Origin of the sequence: Natribacillus halophilus (assembly GCF_900100185.1) — a bacterium.
GTDB classification, from domain to species: Bacteria; Bacillota; Bacilli; order Bacillales; family Marinococcaceae; genus Natribacillus; species Natribacillus halophilus.
The window spans coordinates 80,750-103,756 of record NZ_FNEN01000006.1; the positions used below are offsets into that span (position 1 = coordinate 80,750).

Annotated in this window: 21 protein-coding genes and 1 tRNA gene; 5 read left to right on the top strand and 17 right to left on the bottom strand. The window is 45.6% G+C overall.

Going from position 1 to position 23,007, the window contains the following annotated elements:
* Window positions 1–309 precede the first annotated feature (309 nt).
* Window positions 310–714 (bottom strand): secondary thiamine-phosphate synthase enzyme YjbQ, encoded by a 405-nt coding sequence (locus tag BLS58_RS08775; protein ID WP_425433685.1) that lies wholly within the window; start codon window positions 712–714, stop codon window positions 310–312.
* A 12-nt stretch (window positions 715–726) separates the two neighbouring features.
* Window positions 727–2,904, bottom strand: a complete 2,178-nt coding sequence (locus tag BLS58_RS08780) for a DEAD/DEAH box helicase (RefSeq protein ID WP_090398059.1) — start codon at window positions 2,902–2,904, stop codon at window positions 727–729.
* Between the two features lie 300 nt (window positions 2,905–3,204).
* Between BLS58_RS08780 and BLS58_RS08785 the strand changes: the two genes are divergently transcribed.
* Window positions 3,205–4,695: a methyl-accepting chemotaxis protein gene (locus BLS58_RS08785; protein ID WP_090398061.1), complete on the top strand. Its 1,491-nt coding sequence runs from the start codon at window positions 3,205–3,207 to the stop codon at window positions 4,693–4,695.
* 125 nt (window positions 4,696–4,820) lie between these two features.
* On the opposite strand, the gene BLS58_RS08790 is transcribed toward BLS58_RS08785, so the two are convergent.
* The 3 genes from BLS58_RS08790 to BLS58_RS08800 form a co-directional block, all read right to left on the bottom strand.
* Window positions 4,821–5,324, bottom strand: a complete 504-nt coding sequence (locus BLS58_RS08790) for a GNAT family N-acetyltransferase (protein WP_090398063.1) — start codon at window positions 5,322–5,324, stop codon at window positions 4,821–4,823.
* 361 nt (window positions 5,325–5,685) lie between these two features.
* Complete coding sequence (locus BLS58_RS08795; protein WP_090398065.1) at window positions 5,686–6,894, bottom strand: NAD(P)/FAD-dependent oxidoreductase; 1,209 nt, start codon at window positions 6,892–6,894, stop codon at window positions 5,686–5,688.
* Between the two features lie 233 nt (window positions 6,895–7,127).
* Window positions 7,128–7,220 (bottom strand) — tRNA-Ser (locus tag BLS58_RS08800).
* Between the two features lie 146 nt (window positions 7,221–7,366).
* Between BLS58_RS08800 and BLS58_RS08805 the strand changes: the two genes are divergently transcribed.
* Together BLS58_RS08805 and BLS58_RS08810 are read left to right on the top strand one after the other, a co-directional pair.
* Window positions 7,367–8,419 (top strand): acyltransferase family protein, encoded by a 1,053-nt coding sequence (locus tag BLS58_RS08805; RefSeq protein ID WP_090398067.1) that lies wholly within the window; start codon window positions 7,367–7,369, stop codon window positions 8,417–8,419.
* A 38-nt stretch (window positions 8,420–8,457) separates the two neighbouring features.
* Window positions 8,458–9,717, top strand: coding sequence for a BaiN/RdsA family NAD(P)/FAD-dependent oxidoreductase (locus BLS58_RS08810; RefSeq protein WP_090398069.1), 1,260 nt, complete (start codon window positions 8,458–8,460; stop codon window positions 9,715–9,717).
* 31 nt (window positions 9,718–9,748) lie between these two features.
* On the opposite strand, the gene leuS is transcribed toward BLS58_RS08810, so the two are convergent.
* The 3 genes from leuS to BLS58_RS08825 all read right to left on the bottom strand — a co-directional run bounded on the left by leuS (window position 9,749) and on the right by BLS58_RS08825 (window position 14,188).
* Entirely contained in the window at window positions 9,749–12,175 is a 2,427-nt protein-coding gene (leuS, locus tag BLS58_RS08815; protein WP_090398071.1) for a leucine--tRNA ligase, read from the bottom strand.
* 247 nt (window positions 12,176–12,422) lie between these two features.
* The gene (locus BLS58_RS08820) at window positions 12,423–12,881 is read right to left on the bottom strand and encodes an ASCH domain-containing protein (RefSeq protein ID WP_090398073.1); all 459 of its coding nucleotides are present in this window, start codon (window positions 12,879–12,881) and stop codon (window positions 12,423–12,425) included.
* Between the two features lie 5 nt (window positions 12,882–12,886).
* Complete coding sequence (locus BLS58_RS08825; RefSeq protein WP_090398075.1) at window positions 12,887–14,188, bottom strand: pyrimidine-nucleoside phosphorylase; 1,302 nt, start codon at window positions 14,186–14,188, stop codon at window positions 12,887–12,889.
* Window positions 14,189–14,268: 80 nt separating this feature from the next.
* On the opposite strand from BLS58_RS08825, the gene mnmM reads away from it, so the two are divergent.
* Together mnmM and BLS58_RS08835 are read left to right on the top strand one after the other, a co-directional pair.
* Window positions 14,269–14,841, top strand: a complete 573-nt coding sequence (mnmM, locus tag BLS58_RS08830) for a tRNA 5-(aminomethyl)-2-thiouridylate-methyltransferase MnmM (RefSeq protein WP_090398076.1) — start codon at window positions 14,269–14,271, stop codon at window positions 14,839–14,841.
* A gap of 17 nt (window positions 14,842–14,858) precedes the next feature.
* Window positions 14,859–15,977 (top strand): NAD(P)/FAD-dependent oxidoreductase, encoded by a 1,119-nt coding sequence (locus BLS58_RS08835; protein WP_090398078.1) that lies wholly within the window; start codon window positions 14,859–14,861, stop codon window positions 15,975–15,977.
* A 708-nt stretch (window positions 15,978–16,685) separates the two neighbouring features.
* Here the strand turns inward: BLS58_RS08835 and BLS58_RS17525 are convergent.
* From BLS58_RS17525 to BLS58_RS08875, 9 genes are all read right to left on the bottom strand, one after another.
* Window positions 16,686–16,847, bottom strand: coding sequence for a hypothetical protein (locus tag BLS58_RS17525; RefSeq protein ID WP_176764679.1), 162 nt, complete (start codon window positions 16,845–16,847; stop codon window positions 16,686–16,688).
* A gap of 217 nt (window positions 16,848–17,064) precedes the next feature.
* Window positions 17,065–17,301 (bottom strand): hypothetical protein, encoded by a 237-nt coding sequence (locus BLS58_RS08840; protein ID WP_090398079.1) that lies wholly within the window; start codon window positions 17,299–17,301, stop codon window positions 17,065–17,067.
* Between the two features lie 775 nt (window positions 17,302–18,076).
* Complete coding sequence (locus BLS58_RS08845) at window positions 18,077–18,583, bottom strand: GNAT family N-acetyltransferase (RefSeq protein ID WP_090398082.1); 507 nt, start codon at window positions 18,581–18,583, stop codon at window positions 18,077–18,079.
* A 23-nt stretch (window positions 18,584–18,606) separates the two neighbouring features.
* Window positions 18,607–19,638: a S66 family peptidase gene (locus BLS58_RS08850; RefSeq protein WP_090398084.1), complete on the bottom strand. Its 1,032-nt coding sequence runs from the start codon at window positions 19,636–19,638 to the stop codon at window positions 18,607–18,609.
* An 83-nt stretch (window positions 19,639–19,721) separates the two neighbouring features.
* The gene (locus BLS58_RS08855) at window positions 19,722–20,099 is read right to left on the bottom strand and encodes a hypothetical protein (RefSeq protein ID WP_090398086.1); all 378 of its coding nucleotides are present in this window, start codon (window positions 20,097–20,099) and stop codon (window positions 19,722–19,724) included.
* Window positions 20,100–20,354: 255 nt separating this feature from the next.
* The gene (gene ant(9) / locus BLS58_RS08860) at window positions 20,355–21,140 is read right to left on the bottom strand and encodes an aminoglycoside nucleotidyltransferase ANT(9) (RefSeq protein WP_090398088.1); all 786 of its coding nucleotides are present in this window, start codon (window positions 21,138–21,140) and stop codon (window positions 20,355–20,357) included.
* Entirely contained in the window at window positions 21,133–21,732 is a 600-nt protein-coding gene (locus BLS58_RS08865) for a GrpB family protein (RefSeq protein WP_090398089.1), read from the bottom strand. The genes ant(9) and BLS58_RS08865 overlap by 8 nt, the downstream gene beginning before the upstream one ends.
* A 39-nt stretch (window positions 21,733–21,771) precedes the next feature.
* Window positions 21,772–22,524, bottom strand: a complete 753-nt coding sequence (locus tag BLS58_RS08870; protein ID WP_090398091.1) for an ABC transporter permease — start codon at window positions 22,522–22,524, stop codon at window positions 21,772–21,774.
* Window positions 22,524–22,895, bottom strand: a complete 372-nt coding sequence (locus BLS58_RS08875) for an ATP-binding cassette domain-containing protein (RefSeq protein ID WP_090398092.1) — start codon at window positions 22,893–22,895, stop codon at window positions 22,524–22,526. Before BLS58_RS08875 ends, BLS58_RS08870 begins: the two co-directional genes overlap by 1 nt.
* Window positions 22,896–23,007 lie beyond the last annotated feature (112 nt).

Below are 23,007 nucleotides of genomic sequence, written 5' to 3' on the forward strand. Positions count from 1 at the left end.
TCGCTCTTCTGATCCCTCTCGGACCGGATTCACTAGCGTTTGAGGGATCGCTTCGCTCTTCTGATCCCTCTCGCGGCAGTTACACTGGCGTTTGATGGATAACATCGCTCCCCTGATCCATCTCGGGGCTGCGTCTCAGAAGGCTAATTTTATTTTCACAAGCAAAATCAATCCAACGCTCATACCACATCCAATAGCTATCCCGCCCCGGCTACCTCCTCTTTCCCTTCTGCTCATTACTGCACCCCTTTTTTGCTTATATTCAGTTTATCAAAATTCACGCTTCATCGCGTAAATCTATAGTCATATTCATTCTCCGTTAAACACTGCATGCACTTTTCTATTCGGTCGTGGCCCGTCAAACTCGCAATAATAAATGCCTTGCCAGGTTCCGAGCACGAGTCTTCCATCTTTGACAAGCACCGTTTCACTCGTCCCGACCGTACTTGCTTTCAAGTGGGCGGCCGTATTTCCTTCTCTGTGCCGGTCCTCGGGATGATGCCACGGATACACTTCATCCAGGCGACGAATAAAATCCTTTTTCACGTCCGGATCGGCATTTTCATTCACCGTTAATCCCGCGGTTGTATGCATGTTAAAAAGTGTAATGACCCCGTCACGATAGCCTTCTTTCTTGGCCCAATCCTGTATGTCCTGGGTTATATCGATCATTTCATCCCGACTGGATGTTTTGAATTGAAACGTTTCCATCAAAGATTCCACCTCTTAAAATAATGTCATTTGCTGTCCGTCTTTCCTTTCTTCCTCGGTTTTAAACCCTAACGCTTTATAACCTTTCCTGCGTTTTTCGTCATACATCTTTTTCAGCTGTGGAACCTTATCGTCGACATAATCATAAACTTCAATGGATGTTTTCTCAGCATGTGCTCGTTGCAATCGCCCGACATATTGCTGCAGTATACCCTTCCAGGAAATCGGCATCGTTAAAAACAGTGTATCCAAGCGTTCATCGTCAAACCCTTCGCCAATATACTTGCCTGTAGCAATAATCAAGCACTCTTCATCCGTCGGTACTTGTCGGAGCTTTTCCAGTCGCTTCTCTTTTTCACTTTTCGTTAACTTCCCTGTTAATACGATCAGATTTTTTGCAAGACCACTGAATTTACCCTCTAAATGAGCAACATGGTCTAGTCTTTCCGTTAATACCAAAGGTGAACGACCTCGATCAAGTGCTGTTAACACATCATTGAAAATCGTCTCATTTCTTCCTTCATGGTTTGAAATCTCCTCATATAAATCTTGAAGTTTCTCATTTTCAGATTGAAAAGATGTATATCTCGGAATTAACAGGTGTTCGAAATGGTGTACATTTGTTTTCACCTTATAACGAAGGGGGCCGCATTGCATTCTCATAATTGGCTCGAGACCGTCTTTTCGTTTAGGTGTGGCCGTCAGGCCATGGACAAATTTTGCATCGGTTGCCTTGAGTATATCTTCAAATGATACAGCGCCGGCATGGTGGCATTCATCGACAATAATTTGACCATATTCATTGATTGCCTCTTTTCGATGTAAACTTTGGTAAGTGGCAATATCGACAATTCCGGTCGCTTTCTTTTTCCCGCCGCCGATTTGACCGATCGTTTTGGGGCTGATCTCCAAAAAAGACTGAAGCCGCTCCTTCCATTGCTGGATTAACTGTGTGCGATCGACGATCACTAATGTATTCACTTTTCTTTTGGCAATCAGTGCCGCGGCAATGACAGTTTTTCCAAAACCTGTTGGAGCGACTAATATGCCGTCCGAGTGACTTGTGAGCTCGTCCAATGCTGCCTGTTGCTCATCTAACAATTGACCGGAGAAATTCGTTTTAATCGGATTCCCTTCATTCCTGTTATCATAAATTTGCGGATGTATCTCGTTTTTATTCAAAATATCAATGATTTTTTCATAACAACCTCTAGGCAAAATCACATGATTAGATTCCTCATCGTAAGCACGGATCTTTCGCGGGATATTTTTTGTAGACATACGGGTCGATCTCGCGATGTGATATTTTGGGTTGCTAAAAGAAGCAACTTCTTTACATTCATTTATGACATCAGAAGGTATATTCGCTTTTTGAATGATAACCCCATTTTTCCGTTCTATGGCCACTTCATTTCCGTTGTTATTTGTCGATCCTCTTATTATTTTCAATATATCATCCAAAGATAGTTTCTGAATAGTAGATAAATATGCCCACTGATCATCGTATGGGCTAAAGTTTTTATCTGTAAAAACACTATTCCCGCTGTTCCGAGGTTCCCGCTGTAGGGGAAGCGCAATAAGATTTCCAAACCCACCTTCGGATAACGTATCTTGAGACGGAAACTTTCGGTCATAAGAATCCAGTCGGCCATGAGTGTCCACCGTCTGTTCCAACAGACAATTTCCCAATTCCCGTGCTGTCGCAGCCGGGACGGGTTCTGAGAAAAAAACCCATACATGGCAGCCATTACCCGAACGAGATCTTTCTATAGATACAGGAATCTCGTGTTTTTCACAAACCGTCACAAAAGCCTGAGCATCTTGTTGCCAATGGTCCTTATCAAAATCAATTGCCAGGAAAAAACAGGTATTATCCTTCAACATTGGATAAATGCCAATCGTGTGTTTCCCGGTTAAATGGTCATAAATAGTTTGGTCCGTTAGTGGGTGGAACTGTTGTTGCGAATTCTTCGACGGCGAATATCCGGCCCGCCCTTCTTTTGTCACCCATCTTACAGGAAAGACATCGGAACGCCCTTTGAACAAATGTTTAAATATCTCTATTTTCTTTTTCGATTGGTCCTTTTTGTTTTCTTTTTCACATTCAGCCAATAAATGCTTCAGTTCTTCATTCTCTTGTTTTAACCGTTCACACTCTGCTAGCGCCTGTTGCAATTGATCCTGAATATCCATCAGCCATCCCTCACAATAGCTTTTCATGATTTCATTGTATCTGAAAAGAACAGGGCAAAAAAGTTGTTAGGATCCCATTGGCTGCCAAAAGGAATAAGCCAGCATGCCAGTTCATGATGACGACCTAACGGCCTCCCCTATAACGCGTTAGGGCGTCATCGAGAAGAGATTACCATTATGAGCATGGTCGATATCCCGGCAAATTTTTATTGATTAGTCATTTTTTCATGGTATAATATTCATATGATTTTATTTTCTAGTTTTATTTTCCTATTGATTCCATGAAAAGGGTGGTCTTTTTTGCAGAAAGATGCGTTACATAAAAGAAATAAAATGTTGGTGAAACTCGTCTGGGCACTGTTTGTTCTCGGTTTAATCAGTAATTTTGTCAGTCAGGTACCGACTCAGGCCATCGTTATCTTTTTCATAACAAGTTTAATTATTGCTTCTACGCTCACCTTTTTCACTTACTCGCAAAAATTAACGACGGTCATTCCCTATATGGTAACGATTAGTTTTTCCATTTTTACGGTCATCCTTTGTCTTAGCTCTCCGAAGATTTCCAACTATCTCATGGTCTTTCTCACCATGGCGATCGTATCTCTCTATCACAATTACAAATTAATCGCCCTCTCCGGTGTACTCAATCTTATTTTAACGAATTATTTCTTTATCGCTTTGAATGAACCGATGTTTGGGGGCCTGGGAAACGATGTGCTCATTTCCTTGAACTTGTATGTCATTTTGGTCGCATTGGTTTTGATGGGTCAAGCGACGATTGGATCTAAGATGCAACAAAATGTGGGAAATCAAGCTGAAAAAGCCATACACAGGCAAGAACGACTGGAAAATCTACTTGCCAAAATAGCCAATTCGCAAGCCTCCATACAACAATTCAGCCGTAAAGTCACTGAAAATATCACTTCGATGAAGGACATTTCGAATCAATTGCGGGAGGCATTTACCGAGGTTTCCGCGGGAACCGAAAACCAGGCGGCCAGCGTAAAAGAAATGAATGATCTCATGCAAAACCAGGACCACACGGTAAGCGAGGTGGCGAATCACACGACAAGTGTGACAACAGCCACCGATGACAGTTTAAAAGAAGCGACTTCCGACTATGAACGGCTGCGGCAACTGAAAATTGAAGTCGGCAAAGTCCAGCAAATGGTCCAGAATACCGCCGATACGATGGGAGACCTGACGGAAAAAACAAAAAATATCGGGTCGATCCTTGTCACCGTGGACGGGCTTGCCGAACAGACGAACCTTCTGTCGTTAAACGCGGCGATAGAAGCGGCACGGGCGGGAGAACATGGAAAAGGATTCGCGGTCGTCGCTGATGAAGTGCGTAAACTGGCGGTCGATTCCCAACAGTCAACGAAAGAAATAGCGGCCATTGTTCATGCGATCCAGGAACAAACCGGTACAGTCTCAACAGAAGTGAATCGTAGTAAGAAAGCAGTCGATGACAGCCTAGACATGGCCCAACAAAGTGAAGGAAGCCTGGAATTTTTAGTTAAAAATACGGGAGAAATGAGAGAGACGGCAAGTACGCTGGAATCACTCGTCAAAAGACTGGAAAGCTCCTCGCAAACCATCACCGGTGAAATCGCCGCTATCGCTGACGTCACCGAGAATTCTCATGGCATGGTCGAGGAAGTGTTCGCGAGCGTCGAAGAACAAAACGACTACATGATCGCTATCAGTGAACAGTTCCGGCAACTCGAAGCACTCAATGAAGATTTAACGAGCCTCGTGGATGAGAGTGAGCACCGGAACAATACTTAAAGAAAACTTGGCTTATCGCCAAGCCTGGCGAAAGCCTTAGTTGCACTTATGCATGATACAAAAGTTATACTTTCTTCTCTGCTAAAAAAATCTGCTCCCGGGAGCAGATTTTTTCTCGAACACTTTTAACTTATTCCTGCTTTATCACTTCTTCTTTCCAACAGGATAGTATCACGCCAGACACCATCCATTTCACCTATACGTTCTCGTCGTCCGACTTCCCGAAAACCATATTTTTTATGTAAGGTAATACTTGCTACATTTTCTGGGAAAATGCCGGATTGTAACGTCCAGAACCCATTCTGTTCACTTTGTTCGATTAAAGCTTTTAAAAGTAAGCCGCCAATTCCTTTTCCCTTGCTCATTTGACTTACATAAACCCTTACTTCCGCAACGCCTGCGTAGACACTTCGGCTTGAGACAGGACTTAAAGCAGCCCAACCCAAAATTTTATCTTCAAAACGTGCAACCATTCGACATTTAGATAAATGATTATTATTCCATTCTTCCCAGGAAGGAGCTTCTTTTTGAAAAGTTGCATTTCCGGTAGCAATGCCTTCACGATAAACTGCTCTAACTTTTTCCCAGTCTTCCGGGCGCATGTTATCAATAAATACTTCCTTTTCCATTAGATCACCTACCCAATGACTTAAAAATAAAGGCACCGAGCGATGCCTTCATGAGATAATTTAACACTTAATGACTTAATTGCACAATCGTTAAAGAGCGATTCATATAACCCAAAACAGACCGGGCGGTCCTGGTTTTTTGGAAGAACAACGCTCATTTTTACATTTTGATTAGCTTATGTGACGAAGTCCTTAGCGGTATAGGGGGATGCCATTAATGTTGGAAATTCCTTTGTTGTTTTCTTACCATCAACGGAAATCTCTTGTTTCCTCCAGGCAATCACTTGCACATCTGAGGCCCACCAGTGTAATGAGTACAATTAAAATTCCGTATAATGTTTTTTTCATTTAAAAACCCTCCTTAAAATGGACGCACTTTTCCTTTTTTCAGCAAGAGTTTCGGACCGCCAAGCATAAATAGAGATTGGTTATCCACGACCTTTTTCATCGCTGCTGCCGATTTTCCCTGTAGTTTATAATTATTGAAAACACTTCCAATGCCATCTGTCATCCCCAGAGAAGCTACAGTGCCTTTATCGTTAAATACAAAATCATCCGTCGGGTCATTTCTTAACAACGCCTTCACATTCCTTGCCGTCACATCACCTTCCTGAACGGCAAGTTGTGCAGTCGGCGGATAAGGTTGATCTTCTTCATGATTCCATACCCAGGAACAGTCTCCCAGCACAAATATATTTTCTTCCGCTTCTAGACGAAGGTCGGGCTGTACATTTACTTTTCCTTTCGTCAGCTCGAAACCGGATTTTTCAAGTACTGAGCTTCCTTTTACACCGCCTGTCCAAACGATAGTCCCTGCTTTGATTAATTCTTCATCCTCCCCGACAACAAACCCTTCCGGTATACACTCTGAAATAGGAGCGCCGATTCTAAATTCCACACCGCGGTCTTCCAGGGACTTTTTGGCATATTCGACGAGATCTTCATCGAACATCGGCAAAATGGAAGGGGCCGCCTCTACATTGATTATGTGTGCTTTCCCAGGATCGATATCGTATTTGTTGCAAAGCTGCGGCACCCGTTCAACCAGCTCGCCGACTAGTTCCACACCGGTAAACCCTGCACCGCCGACAAGGATATTCAGGCTATGTTCTTCCGGATTTTCTTCATTTTTGTATTTGGCAAATTGATATTCCATATGCTCATTGATGAACCTGCTGGAATCCATGTCTTCAATGGCAAGTGCGTTCTCTCCCATTCCTTTGATCCCGAAATCGTTCGACTCAAATCCAAGTGCAAACACAAGGTAATCATAAGTAAGCTCTGAGTTTTCAAGGACGACAGTATTTTCATCTTTTTTCACTTCAACGACTATGTCATAAATCAGATCCACACGCCGTGGGTTGACTACGTCACTGAGCATCACCCTTGCCTGGTTATGGTTGATCGTTCCTGCGGCTACTTCATGCAGCCAAGTGCTTTCATAATGGTAATTATGTTTATTGACCAATACAATGTCAGCTTCTTCGGGCATTAATTTTTGTGTCAGTCGCCTCGTCGTTGCAAGCCCGGCATACCCCGCCCCGAGCACAACTATCTTTGGCTTGGACATGTAAATTTCTCCTTCCCTCATTCGGTTGTGGCATTCGTGAACCTACAAGGGGATTTAACTCCCACTGGATATTATACTATAAAATCAATCTTGTTTTAATCTTTATGTGTAAAAAGCAATCGGCTCAAACCACGAGGCAATATTGTTCATCCTGCCCATCGGCAATAAAAAACACCCCTTTATTGCGCTAAAAGGAGTGCTGAAAATCACTATAAATACCATCGTATCAGTAATGGCGGAGGAGGAGGGATTCGAACCCCCGCGGGCCGTTAAGCCCCTAGTAGATTTCGAGTCTACCCCCTTCAGCCGAACTTGGGTACTCCTCCAAAATTCTTCGTACAGCTCCATATGTTAACGAAAATCCACACTTTTTTCAAGGGGTTTGCTCGATTCATTGTGAAGAATAAAAATCACGTCTTCGGTTGATATTAAAATGATCCCACTAATGTGATTAACTCAAGGGGTGTGACCGTTGAGAGAAGGGCGAATCGTTAATGAAGTATTCTGGATACGTTCTTTTGCCTGCCTAGCCGTTGCTGTCATTCATGCCGTCTATACAACCCTCGAAAATTATGAAGGCGTGATTTCACAATTAGACGAATACATTTTAATCACGATCAGGTTCGCGGCTTTCTTTGGAACGCCTGCTTTTGTATTTATTTCCGAACTTTTGTTGGCTCGTGTATATCCTAATGCCTTGCCTGAGGACTTTTTTTGGAAACGAGTGCAATATTTACTCCTTCCGTTTATCTTTATGGGCATCGTCTTTGCCTTCGTCACCAATGACAACTGGAGCGATATCGGAATGGATGCTCTCTTAAACGTTTTTGCCGGCAATTATACCGGTTATTTTATCCTGGTTATTTTCCAGTTTTATCTTCTGCATTATTTGTTTCATCGGTTTTTACGAAAGAGCGATCCGAAGATTATTCTGCCTGCGGCCTTACTCATAAACGTGGGCTATCTTGCCTGTTTTAATTTTATCGCCTTTCCCGAGAATACAGTTGGAGCGTATATGTGGGAAAGAGGCTATTGGCTTTTATTCGTCGGGTGGATCTTCTATTTTACCCTCGGGTATTACTGCGGACTGCATTATCCGTTGATTAAAGAAAAAATTGCTCATTTCAAATGGTCGATCGTGTTGTTGCCGCTCGTCAGCTTTATCATCATGGTCTTTTTGGTTCGCACGGACCTCCTCACCACCGTATCATCCAAACGGTTGGATAACATCTTTTATACTATCGGGGTCATTTCCTTGATTGCCCTCGCCACTCATCGCTTCGAAAAGGTCCCGCGGCCTGTTTTATTTATCAGCAAGCATTCGTTCCACATTTATTTGCTTCATAAAATATTTCTTTATTATCTTCCGACCATTCCGGGGATGCCACCCTTGTTATACTTTGTGCTGGCTCTCGTTTACGCTGTGGGCACGTCGATTCTCGTCTCCCACATCCTGTCATCCTTTAGATGGAGCACCTATCTCATCGGCAAAAAGCTTCCCGTGCCAAACTTAATCAAAACATGATAAGATAACGTGTAATTACTTTCTAAAGGAGCAGCACCATGAACAAAGTTATCGTCATTGGCGGAGGCCCGGCCGGTTTGATGGCCGCCGTTTCTGCCGCCAGCCACGGAGCAGACGTTACGTTACTCGATAAAGGAAATAAATTGGGCCGCAAGCTGGCCATCTCTGGCGGCGGGCGTTGCAACGTGACCAATCGTATGGATGAGCGTGAACTGATTCGCTATATTCCGGGCAACGGAAAGTTTATGTATAGTCCGTTCTCCGTCTTTAACAATGAAAACATCATCGCTTTTTTTGAAGATCTGGGGATCGCACTGAAAGAAGAAGATATGGGCCGGATGTTTCCGGTGAATGATAAAGCGGCCACGGTGGTTCAGGTCTTGCTTGACCAACTCCGTCTCAAAGGGGTTGAGACGATCACCGATCAACGGGTCACCGGCCTCGCCTTCGAAGAGGATGAAATCACCGGGGTGAAACTGGAAAATGACCGTCTGCTGAAAGCCAATCACGTCATCGTAGCGACCGGGGGCACCTCGGTCCCTCACACAGGATCTACGGGGGATGCTTATCCGTGGGCCAGGCAAGCCGGGCATACCGTCACCGAACTCTATCCGACCGAAGTACCGATCACTTCAAACGACCGTTATATCCAGGAACGAACATTGCAGGGGTTGTCCCTTCGCGATGTGGAACTCACGGTCTGGAATCAAAAAAAGAAAGCGATCGTGACTCACGAAGGCGATATGCTTTTCACCCATTTTGGCATTTCCGGCCCGATCGCCCTTCGCTGCAGCCAGTACATCGTAAAAGAACAAAAGAAAAATGGTGATCAACCTGTCACCTTAAGCATTGATCTTCATCCCGGAGAATCCGTCGGTGACATGGAACAACAACTGCACAAGCTGAAAAAAACAGCCGGGGAAAAATCCTGCAAAAATGCCCTGGCCTCACTGGCGCCGGAGCGCTATCTTCTTCTGTTATTGGAACGGGTGAATATAGACCCGTCACAGGCTTTAAAAGAAGCGCAGGCGGAACAACTTCAGACGTTGGCCAAAGAGATGAAGCAGTTTGTCTTCTCCTCGGACGGGACCCTTTCCCTGAAAAAGGCCTTCGTCACCGGCGGAGGTGTCTCCATCAAGGAAATCGAACCGAAAACGATGCGCTCAAAGATTAAGCAAGGGCTTTATTTTTGCGGAGAAGTGCTCGACATCCACGGCTATACCGGTGGTTTTAACATTACCTGCGCCTTCTCGACAGGCTATGCGGCTGGAAAAAGCGCGGCACAACAAAACGAGTGAGAGGAGCATCCGCCACCTCTCACTCATTTTTTTAGTTCGCCACGATATTCACGAGTTTTCCCGGTACCGCGATGACTTTTTGGATCGTCTTTCCTTCAATATTGGCTGCGATTTTCTCGTCGGCCAACGCGACTTCTTCCATTTTTTCTTTCGTCGCTTCTTTTGACATTTGCATCTTTGAACGGACCTTGCCGTTCACCTGCAGGACAACTTCCACTTCATCTTCGACGAGATAGGATTCATCATACGTTGGCCACGGTTCATACGTCATCGACGACGTATGACCGAGGATCGTCCATAGTTCTTCTGCCACGTGGGGCGCGACCGGTGAGAGCATCTTGACGAAGCCTTCAGCCGCTCCGCGCGGAATGGTTTCTTCCTTGTTGGCGGCGTTGATAAAGACCATCATTTGACTGATCCCGGTATTGAAACGCAGATGTTCGAAATCATCGCCCACTTTTTTAACCGTTTGATAGTACGTGGACCAGAGCTTATGATCAGCGCCTTCACTGTCAGAGATGGCAGATGTTAACTGTCCGTCTTCTGTAACGAGAAGACGCCATACGCGATCCAGAAACCGACGTGCACCATCCAGGCCGTTTTCCGACCAGGCGACTGCCGCATCGAGCGGTCCCATGAACATTTCATACAACCGTAACGTATCGGCACCATGACTTTCCAGAATATCATCCGGATTGATGACATTTCCTTTTGATTTGCTCATTTTTTCATGGTTTTCGCCAAGTATCATTCCCTGGTTATACAGTTTCTGAAAAGGTTCTTTCGTAGGAACAACCCCGATGTCATACAGAAATTTATGCCAGAAACGTGCGTATAACAGATGGAGCACCGCGTGTTCGGCCCCGCCGAGATACAAGTCGACCGGAAGCCAGTATTTCATTTTTTCCCAATCAGCCAGAGCTTCATCGTTGTGCGGATCAATGAAGCGCAGGAAATACCAGCAACTGCCTGCCCATTGCGGCATCGTATTCGTTTCCCGACGGCCTTTCATTCCCGTCGCGGGATCGGTCACTTCCAGCCAGTCCGTCGCGTTCGCGAGCGGAGATTCCCCATTTCCCGGCGGCTTAAATTCACCTACATCGGGTAACATCAAGGGAAGTTCGCTTTCATCAACGGCAGACATGGACCCGTCTTCCCAGTGGATAATCGGGATCGGTTCTCCCCAATATCGTTGACGACTGAACAACCAGTCGCGAAGACGATAGCTCGTTTCCCTGCGGCCAACGTTATTTTCCTCTAGCCACTCGATCACTTTTTCTATCGCTTTTTCGTTATGCAACCCGTTGAGAAAATCAGAGTTTACGTGCACGCCATCATCGATGTACGCTGCTTCTGCAATGTTTCCGCCAGAAACGACTTCACGAATAGGGAGATCAAACGCTTTCGCGAACTCGTAATCTCGATCATCATGCGCGGGTACCGCCATTACAGCGCCCGTTCCATACGTGATCAACACATAATCGGCAATCCAGATGGGAATTTTTTCATCGTTAACGGGGTTGATGGCGTACGCGCCTGTAAACACGCCGCTTTTCTCTTTGGTAAGTTCTGTACGCTCCAGGTCGCTCTTCAGGGAAACGGCTTTCTTATACTCGTCTACCTTCTCGCGTTCTGCCGCGGTCGTTATTTTCTCCACAAGCTCATGCTCCGGGGCAAGCACCATATACGTGGCCCCGAACAATGTGTCCGGCCGGGTCGTAAAGACCTTGATGGTCTCATCGGCTTGATCGGCAACCGTAAATGTTGCTTCGGCCCCTTCCGACCTGCCAATCCAGTTGCGCTGCATCTCCTTGATGCTTTCCGGCCAGTCAATCTCCTCGAGGTCTTCCAAAAGACGATCAGCGTAAGCGGTGATTTTCAGTATCCACTGTTTCATCGGACGGCGTTCAACCGGATGTCCGCCCCGCTCGCTGACGCCATCGATCACTTCTTCATTGGCGAGTACGGTCCCGAGCGCCGGGCACCAGTTCACGGGAACTTCATCTACATACGCCAACCCGTGCTTATACAATTGTAAAAAGATCCATTGCGTCCATTTATAATAGTTGGGATCGGTCGTATTGATTTCCCGGTCCCAGTCATACGAAAAACCCAGGCTCTTGAGCTGGCGACGAAAGATCTTTACATTGGCCTCGGTAAAAGTGCCGGGATGTTCATTCGTATCCAGCGCGTATTGTTCAGCAGGCAAGCCGAAGGCATCCCAACCCATGGGATGGAGCACATGATATCCCTGCATTCGCTTCATGCGCGCGATAACATCGGTCGCCGTATACCCAAGGGGATGGCCGACGTGAATGCCGGAACCGGACGGGTAAGGGAACATATCCAATACGTAAAATTTGGATTTTGCTGTGTCCTCTCTATCTGTACGGAAAGTTTTTTCTGTTTCCCAGTAATTCTGCCATTTTTTCTCAATTTCTTTATGCGGAAAAGCCATACAAATAGCCTCCTCGTATGGAAAAATAAAACCCGCCCCTCCCCCGGGACGGGATCACTGCACGATAAGTATCGAAGCAAAGGGCTACGCCCTATGACACTATGTTCCCGTACGTCTTGATACTGTCATTGTAGGGATGAAAACAGGGAATGTCAAGATGAGCGGGCAGTGAAATCTGGCGCTTTTGAATGGTATTCTGGCGCATTTCAAAGATAATCTGGCGCTTTCGGGTCAGAATCTGTCACTTTTACAGCTTATTCTGGCGCTTCACATCCACAAGCGAAAATCGTTCGCAGACGAGCAGCAGATCTTCCGAAAATTCGTAGCCGAATTCCTTTAAAGCCGTTTTGAAAAATTTTTCATGTTCGTCTTTCCAATATTGATAACTGCGATCCCCTTCGCCCTCGGCTCGCGCGAATTCTGCGGTCACTTCATTCATCGGTGTAAGAGTGACCTCCTCTGTTTTAATGATCGCTACCGGCTCATCCGCGCTGTTTAAAATAATGCTGTAGTCATCGGTTGTCGGTAAAGGTTCATTTTCAATTTCATACAAAATGTAGGCCGAGCACGTAGCGGTTTTGACACCATCAATAACGAGTTGCGCCAATTCATCCGCTTGCGCGCCGAATGCCCAGGCGCTCACGGTCGATGGTTGTTCGTTTTCTTGCCAGTATTCGTCCCAATAGAGCCGGGCGGCTTGATTCATTATGATCACACCATTTCAGTAAAGATGAGCGGTCGTTCATCCGGCTTTTGAGCTCCGATGCTATAGCTTTCGTTTATGAGCGCCTCCACTTCTGTTGTCTCATCCTGATTTGCATGCAAAACAACAAGCGGATCGCCTTTTTCCACTCGGTCGCCGACTTTCGCTTTTAATTCCACACCGACAGCATGGTCGATGGTGTCCTCTTTCGTCATCCGTCCGGCTCCCAACATGCTGGCGGCCTGACCGATTTTCGTTGCCTCAATGCCCGTCACATAGCCTGGTTCAGAAGTGTTAACCATTACGGTGTGCTCGGCTTGTGCGATTCGTTCAGGATGATCCACGAGGGACGGATCGCTGCCTTGGTTTGCGATGAATTTACGAAACACGTTAAGGGCTCGCCCATCCTGTATCAACGTGTTCGCCAATGCTTCACCTGCTTCCACATTTTCAGCCTTGCCACCGAGAACGAGCATGTGCGCGGCCAGACGAACGCTTAATCGGCGAATATCGTCCGGTCCGCCTCCCCGTAAGACATCAATGACTTCTTTTACCTCTAGAGCATTACCGACCATGCTTCCAAGTGGTTGGTCCATATCGGAAATCACTGCGACCGTTCTGCGGTCAAGTTCGTTCCCGATATTGACCATCGTTTGCGCGAGCTCTTTTGCCGCCGGCAGATCATTCATGAACGCACCGCTGCCGACTTTCACATCAAGAACGATCGCGTCCGAGCCCGCGGCGATTTTTTTACTCATAATTGAACTGGCGATCAGCGGCATGGCATTCACGGTCGCGGTCACATCACGGAGCGCGTACAGCTTCTTATCAGCTGGTGTGAGGTTGCCGGATTGCCCGGCAATCGCCATTTTATGCTTGTTGACCAACTCGATAAACGCGTCCTGATCCAGTTCGGTTCTAAAATTCGGGAACGATTCCAGTTTATCAATCGTACCGCCGGTATGCCCTAACCCGCGTCCGGATAACTTGGCGACAGGCACACCGGCCGCGGCCACGATCGGCGATAAAATGAACGTTGTCTTATCCCCGACACCGCCGGTGGAATGCTTATCGACTTTCGTGCCGTCAATACGGGAGAGATCGAGTTGATCACCGGAAGCGGCCATCGCTTTTGTAAGCGTGGCACTCTCTTGCTCGTTCATGCCCTGGAAATAAATCGCCATCGCGAACGCTGAAGCCTGATAATCAGGGATTCGCTCCGCTGTGTAGTTACGGACGAACGCTTCGATTTCACTATTTTCAAGTAACTGTCCATCTCTTTTTTTTGCGATTAAATCTACCATTCTCATGAGATAACGCCTCCTGTCAGGTCCGATTATACAACGATTTGTTCAAATGCTACAATAAACAAATTGAGAGGTGTCCGCCCATGAGTTTATATGGAGTCATTCCGTTTGCCCATCATTTGCTGGAAAGAGTGATCACACATGGCGATACGGTTGTAGACGCGACGGCAGGAAACGGGCATGATACTGCCATCCTCGCAGAGCAGGTGGGGGCTTCAGGCTGCGTGGTCAGCTTCGACATTCAACCTGAAGCGATCCAAAACACACGGGACCGACTTAAAAGCGGACAGCTTGCTGAGCGGGTGGAACTGATTGGAGATAGCCATGCTTATATTGGAGATATTTTCAGAGCCAAACGTTACACCCCGCCGAAAGCCGCCATTTTTAATCTTGGCTACTTGCCCGGGAGTAACAAAACCGTAACAACGAGCAGTGAATCCACGATTGCCGCCATCACCCAATTGCTTGATCTCATGCCGAGCAAAGGCTTGATCGCGCTCGTCATCTATCACGGACACGAAGAAGGCAAAAAAGAACGCGATGCCTTGCTTTCTTTTACATCATCCCTCGACCAGGAATTTTTCCTGGTTGCACGCTACGAATTCAGCAATCGTAAAAACCATCCGCCGTTCTTGCTTGCATTGGAAAAATTGTAAATGATTGGAGTCCACCCATGAACATCATCATCGTCGGCGCCGGTATTCTCGGAGCTTCAACGGCGTATCATCTAGCGAAAAAAGGATATAACGTCACCATCGTCGACAGCGGCGACAGCGGCCAGGCAACTTCCGCGGCTGCAGGCATGATTTGCCCGTGGTTGTCACAGCGGCGAAACAAAGCCTGGTATACACTCGTAAGAAACGGCGCTGCCTATTACCCGAAGATCATCGCCGAACTGGAAAAAGACGGCGAAACGAACGCCGGGTATAAGCAGGTGGGCGCCCTGCGCCTGCATACGGATGAAAAGAAATTAAGGGAAACGATGGAACGGGCGCAAATCAAACGACAAGACGCTCCGGAGATCGGCGAACTGCTTCTTTTGTCACCCCGGGAAACGAAGGAACGCTTCCCGCTCCTTGGCGATGGGACTTACAGCAGCCTTTATGCCGAAGGAGCCGCCCGTGTCGATGGGCGTCTATTGCGGGACGCTTTTTTGAGGGCTGCGGAGAAGGCCGGGGCACAGTTTATCAAAGGGGATGCTGCGCTCCTAAAGGATGGAACAAACGTGGCCGGCATCAAAGTCAACGGAAAAGAGATTTACGGTGATACGGTGGTTCTCACCACCGGCGCCTGGGCGCAGTCTTTATTGGATCCATTCGGCATCGATGTTCATGTAAGTGAACAAAAAGCACAAATTCTACATCTTCAGCTCCCCAATACGGAAACGGGGGAATGGCCGATTGTTATCCCGCCCGGGAAACAATACATTGCTCCATTTGAGCAGGGACGCATAGTCGCCGGTTCCTCGCAGGAAGACGATACCGGATTTGATGAACGCGTAACCGCCGGACCGATTCACGAGATTCTGTCGAAAACCTTGCAGGTGGCACCGGGTCTAGCCGATGCAGAATGGACCGACACACGCGTCGGCTTCCGCCCTTTCACGCCGAATTTTCTGCCTGTATTCGGGGACCTTCCCGAATTAAAAGGCCTGCTCTTTGCAAACGGGCTCGGCGCCACCGGCTTAACAATGGCTCCATATTTAGGCTCGATACTCGCTCGCATGGCTGTCGACGAACCACTGGAATTGAATGTAGCGGATTACGCGGTGCAGACGGGGAGGCTGCCCTAAGTCGACCCGAATAAGTTTGCCATCAGATAGTGGTTTAGTGTATACTATAGTTAAGAAAGGCGTACATTTAAAAAGACCGTGGTGAGGGTACACCAACGGTCTCCCAATAGAACGCTATCCTTCAGGGATAATCGTTCACTCTTAGGCGAAGTAGTTACCCCGAGGTTGGGACTCTCAGGGGGTAGCTACTTCTTTCGTTTATCGTCTTCTTTCGATGCTATAAAGTACACAAGTGTAGCCGTGGCCACACAAAGCATTAAGGCTTCATAAACTGAAATGGAAGATCACCCCCCTTCTGTCCGTAAGTCACGGACGACCACAGACACGAAGGTTGACATGGTGAACGCTACCCCTGAGAATCTCATTCTATTGTCCAGCTAGTATATCATACTTTGTTTTTCATGCGTACAGGTTTTCGGTATCGTTTCTCGAAGCGACGGAAAATATCTACTGTAAGCCACAGTTCGAACACTTTTACTAGGAAAAACAAGGGAATGATCCGGGGAACGTTGTACGAGTTAGGGGTTACACACCAACGTTGACGACCTAACGACTTTCGGCATACTGCGTTAGGGCTTCATAAACCATGGTTGACGACCTAACGACTGTCAACATAACACGTTAGGGCGCCATAAGTGTTGATGACCTGGCGAGAGGGCGAATCTCCCTTCTCAATCTTCCGTTGTGATTCCGCCCTTTGGTCTAAACCTATTCAAATGGTAAAAGTTCTACTAGAAAAACAAGCAGAAGTATTAAGAGAACGATTAGCAAGGTTCTCGTACTCAAGTCCTTAAGCTTTGGCCGAACCTTGCCTACTTTTTTATATTCACCCTGCGCTTCTTTGATTTCTTTATCGTTAGGCTCTTTCATTACTTCTCCCCCTCTATCCGACTCACAAATTATGATTTCGGTAAGCGCATCGTAAAACTCGTGTCCTGTTTTAATTTATTAATCTCCGAGTCACTTTCTACATAATGCCTTCCGCAAAATGTGCGCAAACACTTTTTCCGCTAATCTCATTCGAATGTCAGACCACATTTTGTTTTGATTATAGGTGAAATCCTTAATACGTCCGATTACCCCATTTCTAAAACCGGGAACGTGGCGAGATATTAGTTGTTTTTTTGTCCTTGTTCTTCTTTCTATCTTTGTCATCATCATCTGCTGAAGGCATTTTCGTACCAGTAAAAGGATTTAATTCATGTGTCATATCTCTTCCATGTTTATCTTCCGTTCTTCGCACATTTTTACCTAAAGCAACGAAGTAAAATACAATAATCGCCAATACAATTGGAGGAAAAATCCACGTCATAAACCAATCCATTATTACACCTCCATTTCTGTATATAAGACTCTAACCTTTAAAGCGGAACTTTAAACCGTTCCATATTATGAAAGGAGCAACTCTTATTCCGTTCTCGCGCCTTATCGTATTGAGAAAGACAGAACAATAGTCATCGTGTTCCAAAAAATACATCTATACAAAATAAACGCTCTTTTCCAAAAACAAAGAGGCGTTTACTTATTTCTAATAAATATCCTCACGGCTGCCAACCTTGCACAATGAGCTCACCTTGATCGACCTCGAAAATAATTCGGAAATCGCCAACACGCTTTCGAAACGTGCAGTATAGAAACCGTTCAACTTTTCTAAAGGTTTGCCCTCTCCAAGCCTTGTAAATATAATTCATTAGCATTCACTTGATAAATATTCCCGATTAACTCACCCTCAAGGTATAGTCAAAGAATATCTATTTTTAAAGGGAAATATAATTAGCCTTTTTGAGACACAGGCCCGAGGGGGAGAGATTGTGATCTCTCAAAAGGCAGTGTAGCTGTTCCGAGAGGGATCAGAAACAGGATGCGATCCCTCAAAAGCCAGTGAAGTCGTCCTGAGAGGGATCAGAAACGGGATGTGATCCCTCAAAAGCCAGTGTAGCTGTCCCGAGAGGGATCAGAAACAGGATGCGATCCCTCAAAAGCCAGTGAAGTCGTCCTGAGAGGGATCAGAAACGGGATGTGATCCCTCAAAAGCCATTGAAGTCGTCCCGAGAGGAATCAGAAACGGGATGTGATCCCTCAAATCTGTCATCGCCTCATTAAATCATGTCCTTAACAACCCGCCTAAATGCCAGTGTCACATGCTTTTCACCGGTGTCAGTTTCCTTCTTTTGTTCTCTTTGCAGCTCAAAGCCCCTTGCCTCATAAAACGGAATTCCCCGCCAGTTGCCTTTCTCAACGGATACCCACTGCTCAAATGCACCGTCTGCTATCTGTTCCTCAGTAAGGGCTGCGAGCAGCCGGCGTCCAACTCCTTGGTAGCGGTACGTTTCATCGACATACAATACAAACACATCGCCACGTTCTGGTCCGGTTTTTGCGCCACCAATCGCTCCGACAACCTCTCCATCAATAAGTGCCACATGGGGGTAAATTCCATTATCGATATCCGAGAGCACCTTGTCATGGTTGTACCAAAACGCCGCATTCTGGTTCTGGTACTTGTCACTCAAAATACTTTCGACCGTTTGCCGCCAACCCACATCACAAACGCGGGCAATTCCGGAAACATGTTCCGGACGAGGCTTCACAATATTTACATTCAAATAAATCTCCCCTTTAGATGTAATTATTCAACCCCACTTTCCACAATTGAGAAGGTTTTATCATTACAATTAATCTCTGCCATGACACCGTATGGCAGTATGAATTTCGGCTCGGTGTGGCCAAAATTCATGTTATAAAGAATCGGTAAGTTTTCCAAATCATTTTCCTTCATAACCTGCAAAATGACCTCTTTATATTCCTCATAATACTTTTCGTCCTGTGGCTTACCAAAGACAATGCCTTTTGCCGTTTGCAAAATGCCCTGGGCAGCATAGTTACGCAACCAGAATTTTATAAGATCAGGTCCCGCTTTTTCCTCCGAGGTTTCAAAGAAAAGAATGCTGTCCTCCCAATATTTCTGCTCAGGCCAAATGTGCGTGCCTTTCGCAAACTCCAGCACATCAATACAACCGCCCAGCAGCCTTCCTTGCACGACTTCCGAACCTTGAAGCAGCTCATATCCTGAATTTGGTTGCATGGTCCGTCGTTGGTTCTTATTAACCTCATCCCATTCCAGGTACTCACTCGTCCATGCTTTAACCGGCTTAATCTCACCAATCGTTTCATTCGAAAAGAGAGTGCGTTGTACCGCATCAACGGTATACTGATCCATCTCAACGTTTTCAGCAAAATCGCTTAAAATCGCCGGTCCATAAAAAGAAGAAATCCCTGCCTTGAGACAGAACAAGTGTGAGATCGTTATATCCGAGTACCCCATAAATATTTTAGGGTTTTTCCTTATGACATCAAAATCAATGTACGGAAGTAAGCGGATGCTATCATCGCCACCAATATTTGCAAAGATTCCCTTAATAATCTGATCTGTGAACGCCGTCATCAAATCATCCGCTCGAGCCTGTGGGTTATCATAAAGATACTCTGATCCTTGTAAACTGTTCGGCATCGGAACAACCTCTAGACCAAAAACATTTTCCAGTCTCTTTACACCTTGCTCGTAACGCCATCTAAGGCTTGGATCACCGGCCGCTCCCGAAGACGGACTTACGGTGGCAACTTTATCTCCCCGCTGTAATTTACTTGGTTTTATCAACATTTACATCTACCTCTCTCATTCAGTTAATCAACGACTACAACTTGTATAAACTTCGACCGTTGATAAATCCTCCGCAAGGCTATTTATTCCGATCGATTTTTGAAAAATCCTGCCATAATCAATATTCCCACAGTGATCATCAAAAAAGTGTGTGCTTCTGGATGGAAAATGATGACGTTTGGAAGAAAGTTAAAATAGGGCATCCAAAAACATACCAATATAATTCCTGCACCAACCCAAGCCACAATTGAAAACGCTCGGAATCGAAACCTTCTCAAATCTACAAACAGTAAGGACAACAATGCTCCAGCTAAAGTGAACAAGATTGATTGCAAAGCAAAATATTCTAACATACGAAAATCAATTTCTGGGTCAATTCCCGTGAAATTTAACAAATCAGTATAAAAAATCGCAAAAAGAAAAATGACAACCAGTAAGACAATACTCGGGAGTAGTCGCATACATCCCCCTCTTACAATAAAAATGTTAATTTTATATATATTTTACTACTTTGGATTTATTATTAAAACATCTTCTTGGCTTAATGATACTTTTCCAACAACGTAAATTCTTCTTTTAATGTATGAAGAATCTCTTCTGATTTCTTCCCACAGTAACCTATATGGTGTTCGGTTTGTGAGTTCATCTTTTCAATAAAAGCTGCTATGTCATGAAATTGTGGTTGTGTAATAATTCTCTGCCCCCCTTCGCCGTTCTCAGGTACTAAGATAAGACTCGATAGCGTTTTTCATATAAAAAACAAGTGCTGTCACCTCGGCTTCCAGTCCTTCCCACTTATCAACAAATTCTCCTCGATAAGCTTTTCTGGCCAACTCGAGTAAAGTTGCATGATCTTTCGGCAACCGAGGGATCGCCCATTCTGCAGCTACATCTTTTGGCGAAATTTCACCAACAGCCACTGTCTGCCACATTCGGGCGAGCGTTAAAATGACGTTACGTTCGTCACCTTTCATCTCTTCCATTAATTCTGGCAAAGACTCCTTGATCGCTCTTCGAATATCTGTCATCGGCACAGGATCAAGGATATCCGAAGCATGGGGGCCCGTAAGAAAAACGCTATTCACTCTTACTTGCGCCAAAACAATAGCCAAATCAGGGTCATAAGTGGGTTCCTGAACCTGCCCTTTCTCAAATTCTTCCCTGAGCCACTCACCATAAATAAATTCATTTTTTGGCGGATATTGCCACGGTACAACATCTTCATGGTTTACAACCGTGACCTCAAGTGGTCGCATAGACTCTGTATTTCCTATCTTTCCTGATATAAGCATAAGTCGATCTATTAGTTTCTTTCGTGTCGCTTCAGATAATGGACGATTGACGAGCACAAGGACATCTACATCACTGTTAATGCGCAAGCCACCGATGACTGCAGAACCAAATAGATAGACCCCGACGACCGTTTTTCCAAGTAACTCCTCTACAATTTTTAATGCTTGTTCCGCTTCCTTTGGTATTTCTACGTTATTTGAATCACTCATCAACGACAAACTCCTCTGCTCGCTCCATAATTTCCTGCACAACCGTATCTTTGGCATCCGCATAGTCCTGCACATGCCGCCATTCACGCTGTGCCAGACGACGTTTAACAGCTGCATATTTATCTCGATCAGCCTCATTAGCCCGGAGCCAATCCCGAAACCTCACCATTTTTTTAATTTCAGAGGTACCTTTGCTGAAGACATGTAAATTTATATCCGTATCGGGACCTTTGAGCAACCGGTGTTCAAACCATTCCGGCTCCCGAATACGCAGCTTGTACCCGGCTTTCTCTAAGACCGAGACATATGTCGTTTCGTCGGCAGCGTCCGTTACAACCAGTACAATATCAATGATTGGCTTGGCGCATAGCCCCGGCACTGAGGTTGATCCAACGTGCTCCAATTGCAATACCTCGGTGCCGAGTACGGAACGTATCCTATCTGCCTCTCGTTCGAATAGCTTAGGCCAACTCGAATCATACTCCAAGAGGGTGATGGTCGCATTGTGGGACGCACGCTCTCCAACCGTGATCCGCTGAAGGTCTTCATCCGATTTAGATGTTGAATTTGACCTATTCTGTCTCGATGACAATTCATTCACCTCTTGTTAGCTGTTATTTAGTTACAATGGTCAACGTACAATCCTTTTACACATTCTCGCTAAAATAAGGCTGGCACAAAGAAAAAGGAGCATTCCGATCCAGGACAATACAAACCAGCCAACGACTGCACCTGTCACGAGACTAATAGGCAAGAGCAGATAAAAGTGGGCGATCTCTATTCCATTTTGCCGAGTCGCTTCATGCCACCGAAACATGTTTAAATAAGAGTGTTCTCCGCTTTGTCTGATTTTTTCCTTAATCATCAATAAAGCAAGCAGCATTGTCATTGTAGCTAACCAAAGCACACCTTTGGCCCAGACCGGCAAAAGAAACATTCCTACCATCGTAATTCCCGTTAATTGTAGATAAAGCTTGATGGATGATTTGTCACGCAGGAATAGTTTGATATAAATTTCCGCTAAACGGTAAGCTCCTCCCGAGCGTTTGAATATCCGTTGCGATTTTGAAAAAAGATACGGCTTGCTTCTTGTGAATAAGGGTTGCTTTTCCACATGGCCTCCCGTGTCCAAAAGCATACCGACCCATCTCATGTTTAGCTCCTGTTCTTTTTCAACATCTTTCAGAAAATGAATCGTTGAATGAATGTTCTTTTGCATGAATAAGTACAAACTGACCGTACATAATCCGATCACTACCCACATGAGTAATTCTACACCAACAAATGCCACATACAACACGCCGCAACCTAAAAACAGCAACACATTCAATCCTGTTAAAAGGATGCCGTTCCAATAATAGAATAAATAGCGTTTGACAAACATCACGTTAGATGGTGTTTCACATCACGCATTGAAAATATGTCAAGCAAATATTCCGTTCTTTGCCAAGTCTCGGATTCGTCAATGGACAATGAAGATGCAGCCAGTGAAAGATCCTCCAACAGGGTCAACTCTTTGTAAAATACTGGCTGCTCAGGGACATATGCATATCGTGCATCTTCATCGTTCCAATCTATGAAGTCATCTGAATCTTTCAAAAGCCCAAACATGGCTTGAATCGTTGTACTCTTGCCCGCTCCGTTCGGACCGATTAACCCGACTAGTTCCCCGGCAGAAACGGAAAAGCGGATGTCATTTATTACTGCCTTTTTATTGTCATAGCCCGCTTTTTTAATGTTTATATTGGCAATCATGAATGAATACTCCGTTCATCTTCGGGATCAGAGGTGCGTTGTGATCCCTCTGAAGCCGGGGGAACCGACCCGAGAGGGATTAGAGGCAACGTGTGATCCCTCTGTAGCCGGG

Coding starts and splice junctions, on each gene's coding strand:
- mnmM (WP_090398076.1), top strand. CDS start 14,269: ATGAGTTTATATGGAGTCATTCCGTTTGCCCATCATTTGCTGGAAAGA.
- BLS58_RS08855 (WP_090398086.1), bottom strand. CDS start 20,099: ATGCGACTACTCCCGAGTATTGTCTTACTGGTTGTCATTTTTCTTTTT.
- leuS (WP_090398071.1), bottom strand. CDS start 12,175: ATGGCTTTTCCGCATAAAGAAATTGAGAAAAAATGGCAGAATTACTGG.
- BLS58_RS08840 (WP_090398079.1), bottom strand. CDS start 17,301: ATGGATTGGTTTATGACGTGGATTTTTCCTCCAATTGTATTGGCGATT.
- BLS58_RS08780 (WP_090398059.1), bottom strand. CDS start 2,904: ATGGATATTCAGGATCAATTGCAACAGGCGCTAGCAGAGTGTGAACGG.
- BLS58_RS08795 (WP_090398065.1), bottom strand. CDS start 6,894: ATGTCCAAGCCAAAGATAGTTGTGCTCGGGGCGGGGTATGCCGGGCTT.
- BLS58_RS08835 (WP_090398078.1), top strand. CDS start 14,859: ATGAACATCATCATCGTCGGCGCCGGTATTCTCGGAGCTTCAACGGCG.
- BLS58_RS08820 (WP_090398073.1), bottom strand. CDS start 12,881: ATGAATCAAGCCGCCCGGCTCTATTGGGACGAATACTGGCAAGAAAAC.
- BLS58_RS08875 (WP_090398092.1), bottom strand. CDS start 22,895: ATGATTGCCAATATAAACATTAAAAAAGCGGGCTATGACAATAAAAAG.
- BLS58_RS08870 (WP_090398091.1), bottom strand. CDS start 22,524: ATGTTTGTCAAACGCTATTTATTCTATTATTGGAACGGCATCCTTTTA.
- BLS58_RS17525 (WP_176764679.1), bottom strand. CDS start 16,847: ATGAAAGAGCCTAACGATAAAGAAATCAAAGAAGCGCAGGGTGAATAT.
- BLS58_RS08825 (WP_090398075.1), bottom strand. CDS start 14,188: ATGAGAATGGTAGATTTAATCGCAAAAAAAAGAGATGGACAGTTACTT.
- BLS58_RS08810 (WP_090398069.1), top strand. CDS start 8,458: ATGAACAAAGTTATCGTCATTGGCGGAGGCCCGGCCGGTTTGATGGCC.
- BLS58_RS08850 (WP_090398084.1), bottom strand. CDS start 19,638: ATGTTGATAAAACCAAGTAAATTACAGCGGGGAGATAAAGTTGCCACC.
- BLS58_RS08790 (WP_090398063.1), bottom strand. CDS start 5,324: ATGGAAAAGGAAGTATTTATTGATAACATGCGCCCGGAAGACTGGGAA.